Source organism: Acinetobacter sp. TUM15071, assembly GCF_008980925.1.
Taxonomy (GTDB): Bacteria; Pseudomonadota; Gammaproteobacteria; order Pseudomonadales; family Moraxellaceae; genus Acinetobacter; species Acinetobacter dispersus.
The window spans coordinates 63,859-82,064 of sequence record NZ_BKGB01000018.1 but is presented as its reverse complement, the minus strand read 5'-3'; the positions used below and the strand labels follow the sequence as shown (position 1 = coordinate 82,064).

Annotated in this window: 16 protein-coding genes; all 16 read left to right on the top strand. The window is 39.8% G+C overall.

Going from position 1 to position 18,206, the window contains the following annotated elements:
• Positions 1–4 precede the first annotated feature (4 nt).
• The 16 genes from GBI66_RS15905 (at position 5) to GBI66_RS15830 (ending at position 18,155) form a co-directional block, all read left to right on the top strand.
• Positions 5–1,915, top strand: a complete 1,911-nt coding sequence (locus GBI66_RS15905) for an IucA/IucC family protein (protein ID WP_151716761.1) — start codon at positions 5–7, stop codon at positions 1,913–1,915.
• 8 nt (positions 1,916–1,923) lie between these two features.
• Positions 1,924–2,685 carry a (2Fe-2S)-binding protein gene (locus GBI66_RS15900; protein WP_151716760.1) on the top strand — a complete coding sequence of 254 codons (762 nt, stop codon included), beginning with the start codon at positions 1,924–1,926 and terminating at the stop codon, positions 2,683–2,685.
• Positions 2,682–3,299, top strand: coding sequence for an RraA family protein (locus GBI66_RS15895; RefSeq protein ID WP_151716759.1), 618 nt, complete (start codon positions 2,682–2,684; stop codon positions 3,297–3,299). Before GBI66_RS15900 ends, GBI66_RS15895 begins: the two co-directional genes overlap by 4 nt.
• Positions 3,300–3,392: 93 nt before the next feature.
• Positions 3,393–5,681: a TonB-dependent receptor gene (locus tag GBI66_RS15890; protein ID WP_151716758.1), complete on the top strand. Its 2,289-nt coding sequence runs from the start codon at positions 3,393–3,395 to the stop codon at positions 5,679–5,681.
• Positions 5,682–5,778: 97 nt separating this feature from the next.
• Entirely contained in the window at positions 5,779–6,072 is a 294-nt protein-coding gene (locus GBI66_RS15885) for a hypothetical protein (RefSeq protein ID WP_151716757.1), read from the top strand.
• A gap of 1 nt (position 6,073) precedes the next feature.
• The gene (locus tag GBI66_RS15880) at positions 6,074–7,594 is read left to right on the top strand and encodes a PepSY domain-containing protein (protein WP_151716756.1); all 1,521 of its coding nucleotides are present in this window, start codon (positions 6,074–6,076) and stop codon (positions 7,592–7,594) included.
• The gene (locus tag GBI66_RS15875; protein ID WP_005188781.1) at positions 7,591–7,923 is read left to right on the top strand and encodes a hypothetical protein; all 333 of its coding nucleotides are present in this window, start codon (positions 7,591–7,593) and stop codon (positions 7,921–7,923) included. Before GBI66_RS15880 ends, GBI66_RS15875 begins: the two co-directional genes overlap by 4 nt.
• Positions 7,924–8,058: 135 nt before the next feature.
• Positions 8,059–8,697, top strand: a complete 639-nt coding sequence (locus tag GBI66_RS15870) for a GNAT family N-acetyltransferase (protein ID WP_151716755.1) — start codon at positions 8,059–8,061, stop codon at positions 8,695–8,697.
• Between the two features lie 226 nt (positions 8,698–8,923).
• Positions 8,924–10,234, top strand: a complete 1,311-nt coding sequence (locus GBI66_RS15865; protein WP_151716754.1) for an MFS transporter — start codon at positions 8,924–8,926, stop codon at positions 10,232–10,234.
• A 352-nt stretch (positions 10,235–10,586) separates the two neighbouring features.
• Entirely contained in the window at positions 10,587–12,710 is a 2,124-nt protein-coding gene (gene mtlD, locus GBI66_RS15860; protein ID WP_151716753.1) for a bifunctional mannitol-1-phosphate dehydrogenase/phosphatase, read from the top strand.
• Between the two features lie 84 nt (positions 12,711–12,794).
• Positions 12,795–13,418 (top strand): 2'-5' RNA ligase family protein, encoded by a 624-nt coding sequence (locus GBI66_RS15855; RefSeq protein WP_151716752.1) that lies wholly within the window; start codon positions 12,795–12,797, stop codon positions 13,416–13,418.
• Positions 13,419–13,420: 2 nt separating this feature from the next.
• A complete protein-coding gene (cobU, locus tag GBI66_RS15850) occupies positions 13,421–13,939 on the top strand; it encodes a bifunctional adenosylcobinamide kinase/adenosylcobinamide-phosphate guanylyltransferase (protein WP_151716751.1) in 519 nt (172 codons plus the stop codon).
• A gap of 1 nt (position 13,940) precedes the next feature.
• The gene (gene cobT, locus GBI66_RS15845; protein ID WP_151716750.1) at positions 13,941–15,011 is read left to right on the top strand and encodes a nicotinate-nucleotide--dimethylbenzimidazole phosphoribosyltransferase; all 1,071 of its coding nucleotides are present in this window, start codon (positions 13,941–13,943) and stop codon (positions 15,009–15,011) included.
• Positions 15,001–15,612: a histidine phosphatase family protein gene (locus GBI66_RS15840; protein WP_005315668.1), complete on the top strand. Its 612-nt coding sequence runs from the start codon at positions 15,001–15,003 to the stop codon at positions 15,610–15,612. The genes cobT and GBI66_RS15840 overlap by 11 nt, the downstream gene beginning before the upstream one ends.
• Before the next feature lie 112 nt (positions 15,613–15,724).
• The gene (locus GBI66_RS15835; protein ID WP_151716749.1) at positions 15,725–17,311 is read left to right on the top strand and encodes a histidine-type phosphatase; all 1,587 of its coding nucleotides are present in this window, start codon (positions 15,725–15,727) and stop codon (positions 17,309–17,311) included.
• A 100-nt stretch (positions 17,312–17,411) separates the two neighbouring features.
• Complete coding sequence (locus tag GBI66_RS15830; RefSeq protein WP_151716748.1) at positions 17,412–18,155, top strand: adenosylcobinamide-GDP ribazoletransferase; 744 nt, start codon at positions 17,412–17,414, stop codon at positions 18,153–18,155.
• The last annotated feature ends 51 nt before the right edge of the window (positions 18,156–18,206 follow it).

The window sequence follows — 18,206 nt, the reverse complement described above, 5'->3', positions numbered from 1 at the left end:
ATTTATGAATGCACTTCAACCTGTCTACCAGTTAGTAGACAGAACGATTTTACAAGATTTTATCAATGCTTTATTGGCTGAATCACTCATTCCAGTGTCATTTATTGTTGATTTTAAAACAGCAGAATCTGAATTTGATGTGTTCGGTTTAGACTTAAAACAGCATTATAAGGTAGCACTTGAACAGCAGTACTTTGTACTGCTACCTGAGCAAAATTTGCAACGCTTGACTATTTTCGAGGTCAAGAAGGGAATTGCTCAACCGTGGAGTATTGTTACTGATTCAGAGGTTTTACTGGTTGAACGAAGCAATGATCAGAGTCAAGTTCATTCAATTGAATTATTTGAACTGTTTGAATATTTACAAGCCACGGGGTTGTTTCGACATTGTCAGACTGAAAAACTTGAAAAGTTTTCAGCGCAAATCAAGCAATGTTTAAAACAATATAGTTTGTTGCAGCAACACCAAGTTGAGGCGCACGATTTACTTGATCAAAATTCTGCACGAGTATTTCGGATTTTAGAACAATATGCGGGTTATAGAGACAGACCTTATCATCCTTTGGCAAAACTCAAGGAGGGATTAAGTCAACAGGAATATTTGCAATATTGTCCTGAATTTGCACAAGAACTTTGTATTCACTGGGTTGCAGTACATAAAGACAAAATGATGTTTGGTGCTGGTGTGGAGGATATCTTTACCCAGCAGCCAAGCCAGATTTTTATCAATCGTACTGAGCGGCATCAATTAAAACAGGAAATGTTTCAACGTGGTTTGAGTGAAACGCATATCGCAATGCCAGTACATCCATGGCAATACCAACATCTATTTCAGCAATTCTACGCAGAGGATGTTACAGCAGGAATTTGCCAGCCTTTAAACTTCGTATCTAAAGGCATGTACGCCAGTGCCTCGATGCGCAGTCTTTTGTCTGAGGAAATTCCACAAGAAAGCCTAAAATTGCCGATAGGCATTAAGGCGCTGGGTTCATTACGTTTTCTTCCGATCGTGAAAATGATCAATGGAGAAAAAAACCAGAAGTTGTTACGCCAAGCCCAGCACAAAGATCCGATTTTGCAGCAAAAATTATGGCTGTGTGAGGAAACACAATGGTGGTCTTACTTACCTGAAAAACAACAGGATCGAAGTGCGGACAATGAATGGCTGTTTGTAGAGAAGCCAACCCATCTGGCAGCCCAACGCCGCCATATTCCAGTTGAATTATTGCAGCAGCCTTATCAACTGATTCCGATGGCCAGTCTAGGACACATTATTCCAGGACAACCTGCGATTTTTGAATATATTCTGCAATTACAGAAACGAGAAACCAATACGGAAAATGTGCTGAATCAGTTTGCGCAGTTATGTTCATGCTTCTTCGAGGTCAATTTACGCTTATTCCGTCTAGGTCTTATGGGCGAAATTCATGGGCAGAATCTGTGTCTCGTCCTTAAAAATGGTCAGTTCGATGGTTTGATGTTCAGAGATCATGATTCATTACGTATTTATTTACCTTGGGTTCTTCAAAGTGGTTTAAATGATCCAGATTATTTAAGTCCACATGATTTTAGAAATACGCTTTATCATGATTCAGTCGAAGAGCTACTGTTTTATATCCAGACTCTGGGGATACAGGTCAACTTAGCGTGCATTATCGATACTTTGGTCAGCCATTATCAAATTGCAGCAACACAAGTTTGGCAAGTGCTGGCAGCCGAGTTACAACATCAACTGGAAAATCTCAATTTTTCAGAAGAAATTCGGGCTCAGTTACAGCTTTTACTATTTGAGTCGCCGCAATGGCCTTATAAACAGTTACTGCGACCTTTACTTGAACAGGATACCCGTATCGGGAGTATGCCTTCTGGAATAGGGCAAACCCAAAATCCACTTTGGCACGTTTTGGGTCAGTAAAAGTAAATATGAATATGTGTCGTGATGTGCAAGCAGAGTTAGTCACTACTTTCTCAGTTTTACAGCAAAATCTAAAACTGGAAATATCCAATTTTCCAATGGGTACAACAACATTGGTTGATTTACTGGATGATGAGGTTTGTAAAAACACACTGCAAAATTTTGCGACACGTATTCATGCCAAAAACTTAAGGTGTGCGACATCATTGTTTGTTAAATATTGGTCAACCCTCTGGATATTGCCTTCCTTATATTGTCAGGCTGCAGCGTTGCCCTTTGTTCAATGGCAAAGTTCAACATTAGCGATTGAATTAACTAAGAACTGGTATTGGGATAGAACTTTACAACTGATTGACTCGGCCTATTCATCTTTTCAAGTTTTGTCTTTCCACGATATTGAGTTCATGTTGAACCAATTAAGCGCATTATTTTCACAATTTGCCAAAGTTGGCCGTGTTTCTTATGTATTGCTTTGGGAAAATGCTGCCGTACGAGTCGTACAATTTTACCGAGCTTTGCAACAGCAGAATTTAAGCAAAGAGATGCAGGAACGACTATTAAAGCAACAAGAATGGTTAAACGCGAAATCAGCACAAAGTTTTAATTTACAGGAAAATCCGTTTGCAAAGCTTTGGGGAAATTGGCATCCAGAATTAAAAACTTATATGCGACAAAAGTGCTGTTTCTATTTTCAGCTTGAAGAAGCAGGGCAAGAGCTATGTCGAAATTGCCCGTTACAGCCAAAACAAATCAAAGAGATGAGCTTATGAATCAAATCGATAATTTAGCGTTACTGGTCGATGCTTATAAAGAGATTGCAAGCTCTACAATTGGCCATGTTTTAGATTTAGGTCATATCCCACATGTTTTCCCCATGTCTCCTGAACAGCAGGTGGTAGGCATTGTAAGAACAGCGCGGCTTGAATCAACAAATGCAAGCAAATTAAGACAGGTTCTAATGAGCTGTCAGCCCAATGAAGTACTGTTGATTGATGCTCGACATGATTTGCAACGTGCATGTTGGGGAGAGCAAAGAAGTGTTGCTGCAATTCATTGCGGTCTGGCTGGAGTTGTCGTACTTGGAGCAATCACAGATCGTCAGGCTTTACTAAAACTGAAGTTACCTATTTTTGCGCATGCGGTTAGTTGCTTAACCACTCGGAACGAAGGAGAAAGTCTGGTAGAGCTAAATGCCGATATCTATATCAATGGATGTACGGTGCAATCAGGTGACTTGTTAATCGCTGATGCCGATGGTGTATTTGTTCTCAAATTAGACGTCGCTCATGCCTATTTGGAGCAGTTTCAGCTCATTGAACGAGAAGAAAAAACCAAGAAAGACAATTTCTTTTTACAGGAAAGGATAGATGAATACTATTTTTAATAAAAATCATTCTCATTAATATTTAAATTTAGTATGATGGCCTGCCTTTTGGATATTTTTTGAGTGATATTAGGGCTCTGGAGAAACGAGAAAATGAAAGTCAATAATGAGTTTAGAGCAAAACAAGTACTGTTTAAAATGACACCATGTTGTCTTGCTGTCATGGCCATGTTTGCGCAGCAAGCATATGCAGAAACTGTGTCAGGAGATGCTGCTGTAACAGCAGAATCATCGCAAAAACCTGTTGCTCAGTTAGAAAAGATAGTTGTAACTGCGACCCGAACACCAAAGAATATTTCAGAAATTGCAGGGACTGTTCAGACGATTGATCGTACGCAAATCGCACAACAGGCAACGGCTGGACGTAAAGTTGCAGATGTCTTAGCGCAGCTTGTTCCGTCACTTGCTCCTAGCAGCGGTACAACCAGTAATTATGGTCAAACGATGCGTGGTCGTAATGTTTTGGTGATGATTGACGGCGTTTCGCAAACAGGTTCTCGAGATGTTTCTCGCCAGCTGAATAGTATTAGCCCAAGCATGATTGAGCGTATTGAAATTATCTCAGGGGCAACCAGTATTTACGGCTCTGGTGCAACTGGCGGTATTATCAATATTATTACTAAACGTGCTGATACTTCAAAACCACTTAGTTTTGAAACTAAGGTTGGAATTACCTCATCAGATACATTTCGTGGAGATGGTTTAGCGTATGAGGTTGGACAGTCAGTTTCCTTTAATAAAGGTAATGTAGATGGCTTTTTAGGCGCTAATTTTACAAGTCGTGGTTCGCAGTTTGATGGTGACGGTAACCGAATTTCTTTAAGTCCTTGGCAAGGTAGTACCATGGACACCGATACCATTGATGTGAATGGGCGGCTGAATTTCAATTTAACGGATAAACAAAGCTTAAGCTTTGGCGCACAATATTATAAAGACAAACAAGATACGGATTACGGCCCAGATTATTCATATTTGCCTACAACAGGCACTAGTAATGATATGAGTGAGCCAAGCTATAAAGCAATTAAAGGCTTGAAGCTGAGTGATCACTTATTTACAGAACGTTATGCTATAAATTCACAGTATCAAAACCAAGATTTCTTAGGCCAAGTACTGAATGTTGAAGCTTATTATCGTAATGAGAAAGCAAGATTTTTCCCATATGGTTTAACAACAAAAGCCGTAACCTCTGTGAACCAGTCTCAATCGGAAATTAAGGTTGCAGGTTTACGCTCAACTATGCAATCAGACTTTAATGTTGCCGACAGAGATCTAAAATTAACTTATGGTCTTGATTACGACTGGGAAAAAGACGAGCAATATATTGATATTCTTGCGACAAAATACCCTTATTTAGTTTATACACCTACAGGTGTACGTAAGGGATATGGTCCTAATACAGAAGTTCAAAATATTGGTACATTTGTTCAAGGTGATTATGCTGTTAGTGATCAATTGAACATTCAAGCTGGTATTCGTTATCAATATATTCAAGCAGAAACAGATGCCTATATTCCTAGCCGAGAGTCAGTAACGGTTCCTGCTGGCTCAACGCATGATGATAAACCATTATTTAATCTAGGTGCTGTTTATAAACTTAGTGACGCACAGCAAGTGTATGCTAATTTTTCTCAGGGTTTCAGCTTCCCAGATGTACAACGTATGCTGCGTGATGTATCGACTTATACAGTTTCAACCTCAAACCTTCAGCCGATTACTGTAAATAGTTATGAGCTAGGTTGGCGTTTAAATCAAGATGATGGATTAAATCTTGGTTTAACTGGTTTCTATAACACCTCTGATAAGACAGTGCAGTTTAATAACCGAGCAGCTAAAATCGTAGATACGGATCAACGTGTATATGGCGCAGAAGCTACGATTAGTTATCCATTCATGGATAACTATAAGGTGGGTGGTACTTTAGGTTATACCAGTGGGCAGTATAAAGATGCGGCAAATAAGTGGCATGAGCTAAATTCATTTGCAGTTTCACCAATGAAAGGAACGCTTTTTGCTGAATGGGATAATGATGAGGGTTATGGTGTTCGTGTCCAAATGCAAGCAATTAAAGGGACAAACAAGGCCTATAATGATGATCGCGAATTAGTCGCAGCAGCGGCTGCAAGTTCAGATAAAGCATTTCAGGCTGCCGTGAAAGCTGATGCGAATACTGCAGCAAAAATTAAGGGCTATGCCACCATGGATGTGTTGGGACATGTCCCTGCATGGAAAGGTCGTGTAGATTTTGGTGTATATAACGTTTGGGGACTTCAATACAATACTGTATTTGCACAGCAAGCTGCAGTATCGAACGGGAACCCATTATTGGCAATCCCAGCTGAAGGCCGTACCTATGGTCTAAGCTACACGATCAGCTACTAATATTTAGCTGCTAATGTAAACGAGGAAGAAATATTTATAATTTAAAAAAGATATTTCTTCCTTTCTATATGAGCTTTCGATATTTAGGGCGAAACCGATGGGTCAGTTAGAAAAACAAGAAAAATTTAACTTTACTTATCGCAGAGTGTTTTTTATCTGTTTTGCAGCCTATTGTTATAGCGCATGGCTGAGTCTGGTTTTGGCTGAATGGTTGCCTTTTCCCAAAGCTGAAAATGTTTATCTTGCCGTTTTTATTAGTTTTATCTTTTTTATCTTCTACGTTGTTTTTACGAGTGCAATCATTTCTAAACGGTGGTTTTGGACAATAAATATTGTCGGTATATGCTTACTTGCAGGCTATTGGTTACTCAACGTATGGGGAGTGACTTAAAATGAATTTTCGTCAAATCCAAGCCATTTTACATAGCTGGTTTGGCATTATCGTGTTGTGGGTCATCTTTTTTATTTTCTTAACAGGTTCAATCGCTTATTTTCGGACAGAAATTAATGTTTGGGCTCAACCTGAAGTACTTAGCCAAACTGAAAAAATCCCCTCAACCCAACACTCAGCGCAAATAGCTTTTGATTATTTAAAGCAAAATGCCCCTGATGCGAACCGCTGGCGTGTGACGGTAGCGAATGAACGTATGCCAGTCAACGTGTTGCAGTGGCAAGATCAGGATGGCAAGTATCAAAAGCTGCAAGATCCAAACACAGGTAAATTACTAGAACATGTACGAAACACCTTAGCAGGGGATTTCTTCTTTAAGCTGCACTATACCTTGTATCCACTGCCAAGCAAGATAGGTAGTTCTATTGTTGCAATAGTCTCTCTAATCTTATTGATTAGTTTGATCACGGGTGTAATCACCCATAAAAAAATTATAAAAGAGTTTTTTGTCTTTAGGGCTTTTAAGGGCCAGAGATCTTTACTTGATTTGCATCATATTACGGGCGTGATTACTTTTCCTTTTTATTTGATGATGGCTTTTACAGGCTTATTGATTCTATTTTATTTGGTTTTACCCTGGAGTTTATCACAACAGTATGGTAAAGCTGGAATTCCGCAATTTTATAATGAAATGCAATTTCTGGAGTTGGCAAAGCCAAAGCAATCTTCTGTATCAACCATGCAACCTATTGAAAGTTTTATAAAACAAATACCAGCGAAGACAGAATCAGGGGCAATTTTAGATAAATTTGAAGTGCAGAAACCGAATACAGCCGAGGCAATGATTACGTTTGAATATAACTATAAAAATATTATCACCTTAAATACACCCCAATATATTTTTTCTGCTAATACGGCTGAACTATTGGCTCAACCTCGAAATCTCAGTGCGATCGCACAGTTGGCATCATCTTCATATGGTATTCATCTGGGGTATTTTGCATCGAATTGGATACGTTTTATCTTGGCGGTTATGGGTGTGGTCGGTTGTGTCATGTTGGCCGCAGGCGCATTGCTATGGCAGAAAAAAAGGATTAAGGAGCAGCATCGTTTCAGCTACAAGCTAGTACAGCATCTCAACTGTTTTACTTTCCTAGGGTTGCCTCTTGCCTGTGGCAGTTATTTATTGGCAGGGCGAATATTACCTGCAGCATTTGAACCAAGGGGGAGTTATGAAGTCTCGGTGTTTTATCTCACCTGGCTGTTGAGTTTACTGATCAGTCTGGTATTGAATACCCGAGCGACTGTAATTCTTTTACTGACAGCGACTACTGCGGTTCTATTCTTGATCCCCCTCAGTAGTTTTGTGATGGTGCCTGAGGCGTCTTTGTGGCAGAGCATTACCCATTCACGCTGGTCACAGGTCGGAGTTGATCTCGCATGTTTACTGATTGGCATGCTTTATATCGGGGCAATTCATTTTTATCTGTCTAAGTATCAGCCTGCAGGGGCTCCAAAATGAGTTTTGCCGCGCTCTTCTGGGCCTTAGCCGCATTTATACAAGCTTGCATGCTCAGTCAATATGGACAGAAACAACTGCAATATGCTTGGCTAAATACTGCTCGTAGAAAGCTATTATCCTTTTCTGCCCTTATATTCTTAGCATGCTCTTTTGGATTAAATTACTGGCATGAGGGCAGTTCAGTTGGCCCGCTAAGCTGGTTATTTGTCATTTTGCCAGCCGCTTTCTTTTTACAGGTCTTGGGTTTCTATCTGTTTAGAAAATACTTTGTACAGATCTGGTGGGGTGCAATGCTCGCTGCCTTAATTTTTACCTTGGCTGGCAGTTAAATTTTAGGTTATTTAATGACTGTTCGCGATTTTGTTAGATGCGATTCATTAACAAAAAACAAGAAAAAGAATGCTTCCTGTTTTAATAAAATTGATTATCATTATCATCTAAAACCTAGAGCAAGGACCTCCTAAATGCTTACATTGTCACAAAAACTCCCAGATTATTTTGAATATTATGAAGACGGCACTCAATATTACTTACGCCAAGTACAATATCCTCAAGATATTCCTTTGCTACACCAATGGATGCATGAACCACATGTCATTCCACAATGGCAATTAAATAAATCAGAACTCGATCTACAAGTTTATTTTGACAAAATGTTGGCAGATGACCATCAACGTTTACTTATTGTAGGTGTAGATGGCAAAGATGTTGGGTATACCGAAATTTATGAAGGCAAACGTGATCGTTTAGGTCGTTATTATGGAGGCGATGATAACGACTTGGGTTGGCATTTACTTTTTGGGGATAAATCAGTTTTTGGTAAAGGTTTTTTAAGACCAACTATCCGTTTACTAAGCTTTTATATTTTTGAAAATTCTGAAGCGAAAAAAATTGTAGGCGAGCCAGACCATACCGTAAAACCTTATGCAGCAGTGGTGGCTGATCTTTGTTACGAAAGCCAGCGTTTAATTCCGATGCCAGAAAAAACAGCAATGCTGTATTACTGTTTTAGAGAAACGTTCTACGACAAGTTTGGTGAATATTATAGTGCTTCGCAACAACAGCGTATTCAGCAACAGTCTCAAGATTTAAGCCTGACTTAAACAGAATTAAATGCAATATAAACCTCAACTTGTGTTGAGGTTTTTTTTATTGAGAATGCTTCACTTTGAAAATAAATAATATATTGATATGTAGAATTAAAAAGTGTTTGCAGTAACAAAATAAGATATTGTTATAAGTTTAATTTACGAATAATATAATTGAATTACGAATTAGGTAATATTGGATTGTAAATAATATCTAAAGCAACATGGAGAAGGAATCACCATGAAAGAAGTTGCATTAAATGATTTGATTGACCAGCAACGTGTAGGGCCGTATCAAAAATTTATCCTATTTACCTGCTTATTACTGATGATCATGGATGGCTATGATATTCAGGCCATGGCGTATGCAGCCCCAATGATTATAGAAGCATGGGGTGTCGAAAAAACCATGTTGGGTGTGGTGTTTAGCGCCAGTTTGTTTGGATTGTTTGTTGGATCCTTTGTCTTAAGTTCACTCTCAGATCGCTTTGGTCGCCGTCCGATCTTATTGATTTCTACGCTGGTTTTCTCTTTGTTGATGTTATGGACACCGCATGTCGCAGATATTGAACAGCTTGCTGTCATACGTTTTATCACGGGTATTTTCTTAGGCGGAATCATGCCAAATGCCATGGCCTATAGTTCTGAAATTGTACCCAATAAATATCGCATTTTGACCATGATGGTAATTTCTTGTGGCTATACCGTCGGCGCCATGTTGGGAGGTGCTATCTCAGCTTTACTTACACCCATAGGCGGATGGCAGGCTATTTTCTATTTTGGGGGAATCATTCCTTTAATCATTTTTTTTATTATGCTGTTTAAGTTGCCAGAATCTCTATATTTTTTAGATGAAAATAAAAAAAATGAGAAAACAATTATATTCTGGTTGAATAAATTTTATCCTGCATTACAACTCAATGCAGCAACAAAAATAATCGGCAACGCAGGCCCTAAAATCAAAAAGTCGCCTTTGGAGTTATTTAAAAATAAGCGTGCTTTTTTTACCTATTCGATCTGGGTGATCAGTATTCTAAATATGATCAGTCTATATTTTCTCGCCAACTGGTTACCGACCTTATCAAAAGAGTCAGGACTCTCTTTGAATCAGGCGCTGATGGTTGGTTCAACCTTACAGTTGGGCGGTACTATTGGCAGTATTGTGATGGGTTTAAAAATTGACAAGATTGGTTTTTATAAGGTTTTAGTACCTGTCTTTATGGTGGCTGCCGTAAGCGTTGCCTTGATTGGCTATTCTGTCAGTCATATTACTTTGCTGTTTGTGGTTATCTTTATTGCTGGCTTCGCTATTGTCGGTGGGCAGCCTGCGATTAATGCGCTATCTGCAAGTTATTACCCAGTTTCATTGCGTACAACAGGTGTAGGCTGGAGTATTGGCATTGCACGTTTGGGTTCAGTGATCGGACCGTTATTTGGCGGATATCTGGCTAAATCTCTGGTCATCACACATCTATTCGTGATTGCGGCAATTCCATCGCTATGTGTGATTCTGATGTTGCTGATTCAGGCAAAATATAGGGTAGAAGTTTGAATGTTGAGGCCGCAATCTGCGGCTTTTCAATTCTGATGTAGCTAATCGCTGGTATGTAATTGGATTTTGATAATTCATTAAAAATATTATACTTTTCCACTTTATCTATCTATTTTATGGGTGATGATTACTCAGGGAGATTGCATTTTATAAATAGATATTGGATAAAAAACAATCATTGTTTTATTCGGGATGCAAGTAATCTTTACAAATTTAGTAAACTATAGGCTGAAATAAATAATTTAAGGTTGTTTTTTAATCAAATTTATTTCATTTATTGACGTTTTGGATTTTAACGGGATTTTTTATGTACCCTATAAAACGTCATAACAAGATAGATAAAGGAGTAAAGATGCTTATTTTTCATGATTATCCTGTTCAAGGAGCACTTTTTGACATGGATGGAACAATGTTTGATACCGAGCGCTTACGCTTCCAGACATTGAAACAGGCATCAAAAGAGCTGATTGGACAGGAATTTTCAGATGAATATTTGATGCAGTGTCTCGGCTTAAGTGCCAAAGCATCGGAGCAGTTAGCACAAAAGTTTTATGGTACAGATGTTCCTTATACTGCCATTCGTAACCGTGCGGATGAGGTGGAATTGGAGTCTGTACGTAAAAATGGTGTACCGATTAAAAAAGGTTTGGTTCAAGTTTTAGAACGTTTAAGAAAGTCTGGTTTAAAAATGGCAGTTGCGACCTCAAGTCGTCGAGCAATTGCAGAAGAATATCTAATTAATGCCAATGTTTATAAATTTTTTGATTTGTTGGTTTGTGGGGATGAAGTTGAAAAAGGTAAACCGCATCCAGAAATCTTTTTAAAAGCGGCACAAAAACTAAATTTACAACCACAACAATGTCTAATGTTTGAAGATTCGGAAAACGGGATTTGTTCAGCCTATGATGCTGGCGGTATCACGATTTTATTCAAAGATATTAAAGAACCCAATGATCATATGCTCTCTAAAGCAAATTTCTATTATCAGGACATGTATGAGTGCCTGAATGCTTTGGATCAATATATCCCTGAAATGGGTATGCCACAATTACAAGAATTATTTCCGCAAAGTGTCAATCAATTGACTGTTGGGATCCATGGCTTTGGTGCCATTGGTGGGGGATATGTGGCACAGATTTTGTCATATTGGGATGGTTACACACGCCCAAAACGGATTCTGGCCTCAACTCGAAATCGTCTTTATTTAGAGTCCGTGAACAGTTTTGGCAGCTATAGTATTCGATATGGTCAGTCTTCCTATGATGAGCGTATTGATAATCTCACAGTGATTGATGCTGACAATGAACAGCAGATGTTAGAGATGTATATGCAATCTAGCCTGATCGCACTGTGTTTGCCAGAACAGGCGATTGAGTCTGAAGCCAAAACGATTGCGAAGGGATTATTGGCTCGTTTTATGTCAGCAGATGCAGACAATAATGAGCCCATTACCTTTTTGATTATTCTGAATAAAGTGTGTGCAAAGTATTTGGTCTTAAAACATATCCGTGAAGCCTTACTTTCCATGACGGATGAAGATATTGCAGAACATATTTTAAGTGAACATTATTTTTGCGATACCGTGGTCAATCGAATGGTGTCAAAACTGACGGATCAGGCCTTATATCGTCAGCTTAATATCAAGCACAATTTATTTAAACAATATCAAAATGATCTCAATCCAGAAACGATTGAACTTTCAGAGGAAACCACTCTGACTGAAAAGCAAGAACAGCAGATTACCCATTGTTTAGAAGATATGCGTGGGCAGTTTCAAACAGGGCAATTTCTACAAAATATGGATTTGATCCTATTCCATAGTGAAATGGATATGCCGATTTACGTGGAAAATCGCAGTCCATTGTTGAGCAAAATGCGTCAAATGATTTTGGTGGATCAGATTTCTGAGATTCAAATCATTAAAAATCGGCTATGGAATGGCTGTCATGCCATGTTGGCATGGTATGCCAGTACACTTGGACATGACAGCATTGGTATCGCCATGGCCGATCCAAAAGTCATGAAATATGCAGAGCAGTTGGTCAACGAAGTTAAATTGGGTTTGGCTAATATGATTCCCAACCAAGCCAAAGAACTGGATCGGATGGCGGAAAGTTTTCTGCATTCTTGCCGAGCTGCCTATAAAGATCCATGTGAGCGTGTAGCCCGTGATCCGCTTAGAAAACTCAATCTGAATGAGCGTGTTTTAGGCAGTTTAGAATCTCATGTGCAGCAACAACTTCCTTATCAAAAGTTAATGCAAGGTGCAATTTATGGCTATGCCTATGCGCTGAAAATGCTTGGGCTGGATGAGATTAAGATTGTAAAACATGTCCAGACCAATATTGAGCATATGGACATTACTGAAAATCAGAAAAAAGCCTTGTTAAACCAGCTCTATCACGGAATTCAGGCGCAACTCAATGATAATGCATTCCTGTCACAGTTGGAGGAGTTGAAACCTGTTACTGCATAAGCAGCAATGATCACGGTGAAAGTACCTTAACTTCTATCTGAGTTTATGTTTGAATAACACAACTTTATCTATGATGCTGAAGTTGTGTTATTACAAACAGAGACCCAACTGATTGCGACTGAAATGCGTGATTATCCCGAATGGCATTTGGGTCGTTCAGATTATGGGCTTTGGTATATAGAGATTGACCAACCTGAATTGATTCAATATTTAGATGAAATCCAGGCACAATTTTCTGATCTATTGCTTCCTGCACAGCAACGCCAATATCACATTACTTTATTTGTTTGCGGTTTCTTGCAGCCTATTGTTAAGCAATACGACGATGATTTTCAGATTCAACAATTACAGCAGCAGATCAAGCTAATTGAAGCATTACAGCTCATACCTTTTGAGCTGGAGATCACGCACATCGATAGCTTTAGTAGTGCTTTGTTCCTACACATTAAAGATCAGCAGGGCGTACTAGCACAAATTCGTCAGCAACTTGCCTATATTTCAGAAGAGATTGCAGCACTTGAATATTGTCCGCACATTACTTTAGGTTTGTATGGTGAAGCTTGGCCGAGTGATAGGGTATTGCAGCGGATACAACAACTTCCGCCAAGAACCATAAAGATTCAGGTCAAAAAACTGACTTTTGGCTATTATAAGGCACAGATTTTACAAGGATTACTGTATCCTTATCAGCAAATTGAACTAGGTTAGATATGTTGCAACTGATTTTAGGTGGGGCGCGCTCAGGTAAAAGTCGTTTGGCAGAACAAACTGCCAAAGAGGCAGGTTTATCGGTCATTTATATTGCAACGGCGCAGGCCTTAGATGCAGAAATGCAGCAGCGGATTGCCCATCATCAACAGCAACGTCCAGCTCATTGGCACGTCTATGAAGAGCCGATTTATTTGGCAGATCGACTCTTGCAATGCGATCAAGCCAATCAGCTGATTTTGGTCGATTGCTTAACCTTGTGGCTGAGTAATCTTTTATTGGCTGAAGATACAGCCTTGCAGCAACAACAAATGCAAAAACTATTCGAGGTATTACCGCAACTGCAGTCTCAAATTATTCTGGTCAGTAATGAAACTGGACTTGGAGTGGTACCGATGGGGGAAATCAGCCGTCGTTTTGTGGATGAAGCAGGGCGTTTGCATCAGACATTAGGTCAGTTAGTAAATAAAGTCGTGTTTTGTGTCGCAGGCTTTCCAATGATTTTAAAAGATGAGAAATAACATGACTGAACAAGCACAATGGTTTTTAGCTGCAGTACAACAACCAGATTTAGATGCCAAACAACAAGCTGAACAACGTCAACTGCAATTGACCAAACCTACAGGGGCTTTAGGGCAACTTGAGCAGCTAGCCATTCAATTGGCGAGCTTACAGGGCACAGTACATCCTCAAATTCAACAACCTTGGATTACCATTTTTGCAGGCGATCATGGGGTGGTTGCAGAAAATATTTCGGCTTATCCGCAAGCCGTGACCCGTCAAATGCTGCAAAATTTTGCTTCAGGCGGTGCAGCCATCAGTGTGATTGCCAAACATCATCATGCACATTTACAAGTGGTGGATTGCGGAACAGTGGGTGAGGCCTATGATTATGTAGGGGTTGAGCGCCATTGCATTCGTGCAGGTACAGCCAATTTTGCTCAACAAGCAGCAATGACGGAACAGGAATGCTTGGCGGCTTTACAACTGGGTAAAGACAGTGTTGATCGCGCCAAAGCTCAAGCTGCCGATATGTTTATTGCAGGTGAAATGGGGATTGGTAATACCTGTTCAGCTTCAGCACTGGCATGTTTATTGTTGAATGAAGATGCCGCACAACTGACGGGTGTGGGGACAGGAATTAATAATCAACAGCTGCAACACAAGATCTCTGTTATTGATCAAGCAGTGAAACGACATCAAGCAGATGTTGCTGACGATGCTTTAAAAATCTTGGCTGCTGTTGGTGGTTTGGAAATTGCTGCAATGACCGGCGCTTATATCCAATGTGCACAACTTGGTTTGCCAGTCGTGGTGGATGGTTTTATTAGCTCGGTTGCCGCTTTATGCGCTGTACGCATTCAGCCACAAAGTCGTGAATGGATGCTGTTTGGACATCAATCGGCTGAATATGGCCATCAGCGTGTGCTAAAAGCCTTAAAAGCTCAGCCTATTTTAAATATGAATTTGCGTCTTGGTGAAGGAAGTGGTGCAGGGGCTGCATTGTCGATGCTGCAACTTGCTTGCGTGCTGCATAACCAAATGGCTACCTTTGCTGAAGCTGCTGTAACAGGTGATAAAGTTGCACCTTGATTTGCTGCGGCATGGTGAAACCACACTCAGCCATACTTTGCGTGGGCATCTTGATGATGCCTTGACTGAACATGGTTGGTTGCAAATGCAATCCACCATTCAGCAGTATCTTGATACTCAGGTACAGTGGGATGTGATTATCAGCTCGCCCTTGCAACGCTGCCAAAACTTTGCGGCAGCATTAGCCAAACAACACGAATTGCCCTTATTACTCAATGCTGAAATCAAGGAAATGTATTTTGGTGATTGGGAAGGCATGTCCACTCAAACTATTTATGAAAATGAGCCTGAGTTATTGGCAAATTTCTGGCAATTTCCAACACAATATCATGCACCGAATGGGGAGTCGTTGCATCAATTCCAACAACGTGTCATGCATGGTTTTAATGAAATTTATGTTCAAATGCAGCGGCACAATTGGAATAAGGCATTGATTGTGACGCATGGCGGGGTGATTAAATTGCTGACTTGTTTGGCACGTCAGCAAAGGCTGGATGACCTATTAACCATGCCTGCCGAGCTTGGAAAATTATATTCACTTGAGCTGACTTATCACTATGATGAGATTCAATTTGTAGAAAAATCTGCGAATGGAAAATGATAAAAGATCGTTTTATTTTTCAGTATTCATGAGAGTCATATCGATGTAATCGAACTGTCATTACCACTGCCTATGATACAGGTCAATTTCTTGACCTATAATCAAATCAATTATGAATATATTATTGAAAAGCAGTGTGTTATGCGCAAGCATTTTATTAGCGGCATGTAATAACGACGATCACTCAGAATCGAAAACAACCCCAGCAGAAAATAACGCGGTATCAAAATATTATCAGACCAAAACTCCTTACCAACCGCAACAAGATCTCAAAAAATATGAAGCCATTCCGCAAGGCTTTCAGCCTGTATTTACTGAACTGGTTGCACGTCATGGCTCTCGCGGTTTATCCAGCATCAAATATGATTTAGCGTTGTATAACCTTTGGAAACAAGCCAAAGCTGAAAATGCACTCACACCTTTAGGTGAAAAGCTGGGAGCAGATTTAGAAAGCATGATGAAAGCCAATATTCTTTTGGGTTATGGCGTGGATGGCATTCGTCAGTTTGGCTATGGCAATGAAACCATGCAAGGTATTCAAGAGCATCGTGGTATTGCGGATCGTTTATTGCAACGACTTCCCAATTTATTTCAAACAGCAGCACAACAACCGACATCAATTTTAGTACAGAGTTCAGGTGTAGACCGTGCGGTGGATAGTGCCAAATTTTTCACTGCTGAATTGATCCAACAGCAACCACAATTAAAGACACACATCACCCCAATTTCATACACCAGTTTGGCCAGTAGTAGTGTGCCAACGATGGAAGATGGTGGAGTGGATCGTTTTAAGCTTTATTTTCATAGTTTAAATAAAGAGCAAGATTTAGCACAGCCCTTATCCGCACAACAACAGGCGATTTACGATGCCAGCCAAGCCTATCAGCATTTTGAAGAAGAGGATGCAGATCTGGTCAATAAGTTAAATGAACTTGCGAAAAATAGTCGTGCTGAACAAGTGGCAAAGAGTGTATTGAATCCACTGTTCAAAGCAGAATTTATTCAAAAGTTGGGAACCACAGGCTATATATTTAGCAATACAGGTTCATATAGCGTCACCTCACCAAAAGGTGAAACCATCACTGAAAAAGGTAAAGGTAAAAACAGTATTGCCAGTGCTGTGGATGCTGCCGCCTATATATATGAGTTATATTCAATATCAGGCGGTATGAAAACTGAATTGAAAGGTGTTGATTTTGATCAGTATATGCCTGTAGATGCTGCAAAATTCTATGCTGAATTTAACGATGCCAATGATTTTTATAGCAAAGGGCCAAGTTTTACCGAATCGAAGAACGTCACTAGCGCAATTGCTCAAGGTCTAAAGCAGGACCTATTTAAGCAAGTCGATGCGATTGTAGATCAGCAGCAAGCACATCGTGCGGTATTACGTTTTGCTCATGCCGAAATCATCATTCCATTGGCGACCAGTTTAGAGCTACACAACATGATGCAACCTTTGCCTTTACGTCAAACTTATAGCTACAACAGCAGCACTTGGCGAGGTGAGGTGGTGTCACCCATGGCAGCGAATCTACAGTGGGATATTTATCAAGACAAGCAAGGCACAACTTTGGTTAAAATGTTCTATAACGAGAAAGAAACCTTATTTAAGTCGAGCTGTAACTATGCACGTTATAGCAACAACAGTTTTTATTATGATTATTTGAAGCTCAAACAATGTTATCAAATTCAATAAACTAAGATATTCCGCCTTTTCATTTGGGAATAGCTTGCTATTCCCAATTTTATTTCTTCATAATCCATGCATGATAAACCCGTTGTCATTGAGAGGTTGCATGACACCTTTTTGGATTGCCTTGCAGTTTTTGACTGTTTTACCAATTGAACTCAAAACAATGCCAAGCGCAAAACAGAATGGTCAGGCCATGCTGTTTTATCCTTTGGTGGGTTTATTGCTTGGTCTCATTTTGTTTGCTTCTGCCATGTTATTGGCAAAGCTTCCGATCATCTTGAGCGCAGCACTGATTCTCGTACTCTGGATTTGGCTGACAGGTGGATTACACCTGGATGGTTTAGCGGATACAGCAGACGCATGGGTCGGTGGATTTGGTGATCCTGAACGAACCTTGAAAATCATGAAAGACCCTGCATGTGGTCCAATCGGGGTGCTGAGTTTAGTCGTCGTCTGCTTGCTGAAATTTGTGGCTTTATATGTTTTGCTTGAACAACACATGGCTGCCTTTTTAATTGTCTTGCCCATATTTGGGCGTAGTGTGCCAGTGTTTTTATTCCTTACTACGCCTTATGTACGTACTCAAGGCTTAGGGCGTTCTATCACCGATTTCATGCCAAAAAAGCGACTTTGGATGGTTTTTGTCATTACAAGTGCATTGCTTTGTATATTTAAATGGCTTGGGTTAATTGCCTTGCTGGTTTTTTTAGTGATGCTCTTTTATATGCGATCATTATTTATTAAACGAATCGGCGGGATGACTGGAGATACTGTAGGCGCTGCAATTGAACTGGCTGAAACTGGCGTGCTTCTCAGTGCTGTGATTGCTTCATTCTATATTATTTAAAAAATTGATTGCTTAGGTAGTAGTGATCCTCCTGCAAACAGAAGAATCACT

Bases quoted from the DNA above. Each gene is read 5' to 3' on its own strand.
- GBI66_RS15905 (WP_151716761.1), top strand. From the start codon at position 5: ATGAATGCACTTCAACCTGTCTACCAGTTAGTAGACAGAACGATTTTA.
- GBI66_RS15900 (WP_151716760.1), top strand. From the start codon at position 1,924: ATGAATATGTGTCGTGATGTGCAAGCAGAGTTAGTCACTACTTTCTCA.
- GBI66_RS15895 (WP_151716759.1), top strand. From the start codon at position 2,682: ATGAATCAAATCGATAATTTAGCGTTACTGGTCGATGCTTATAAAGAG.
- GBI66_RS15890 (WP_151716758.1), top strand. From the start codon at position 3,393: ATGAAAGTCAATAATGAGTTTAGAGCAAAACAAGTACTGTTTAAAATG.
- GBI66_RS15885 (WP_151716757.1), top strand. From the start codon at position 5,779: ATGGGTCAGTTAGAAAAACAAGAAAAATTTAACTTTACTTATCGCAGA.
- GBI66_RS15880 (WP_151716756.1), top strand. From the start codon at position 6,074: ATGAATTTTCGTCAAATCCAAGCCATTTTACATAGCTGGTTTGGCATT.
- GBI66_RS15875 (WP_005188781.1), top strand. From the start codon at position 7,591: ATGAGTTTTGCCGCGCTCTTCTGGGCCTTAGCCGCATTTATACAAGCT.
- GBI66_RS15870 (WP_151716755.1), top strand. From the start codon at position 8,059: ATGCTTACATTGTCACAAAAACTCCCAGATTATTTTGAATATTATGAA.
- GBI66_RS15865 (WP_151716754.1), top strand. From the start codon at position 8,924: ATGAAAGAAGTTGCATTAAATGATTTGATTGACCAGCAACGTGTAGGG.
- mtlD (WP_151716753.1), top strand. From the start codon at position 10,587: ATGCTTATTTTTCATGATTATCCTGTTCAAGGAGCACTTTTTGACATG.
- cobU (WP_151716751.1), top strand. From the start codon at position 13,421: ATGTTGCAACTGATTTTAGGTGGGGCGCGCTCAGGTAAAAGTCGTTTG.
- cobT (WP_151716750.1), top strand. From the start codon at position 13,941: ATGACTGAACAAGCACAATGGTTTTTAGCTGCAGTACAACAACCAGAT.
- GBI66_RS15835 (WP_151716749.1), top strand. From the start codon at position 15,725: ATGAATATATTATTGAAAAGCAGTGTGTTATGCGCAAGCATTTTATTA.
- GBI66_RS15830 (WP_151716748.1), top strand. From the start codon at position 17,412: ATGACACCTTTTTGGATTGCCTTGCAGTTTTTGACTGTTTTACCAATT.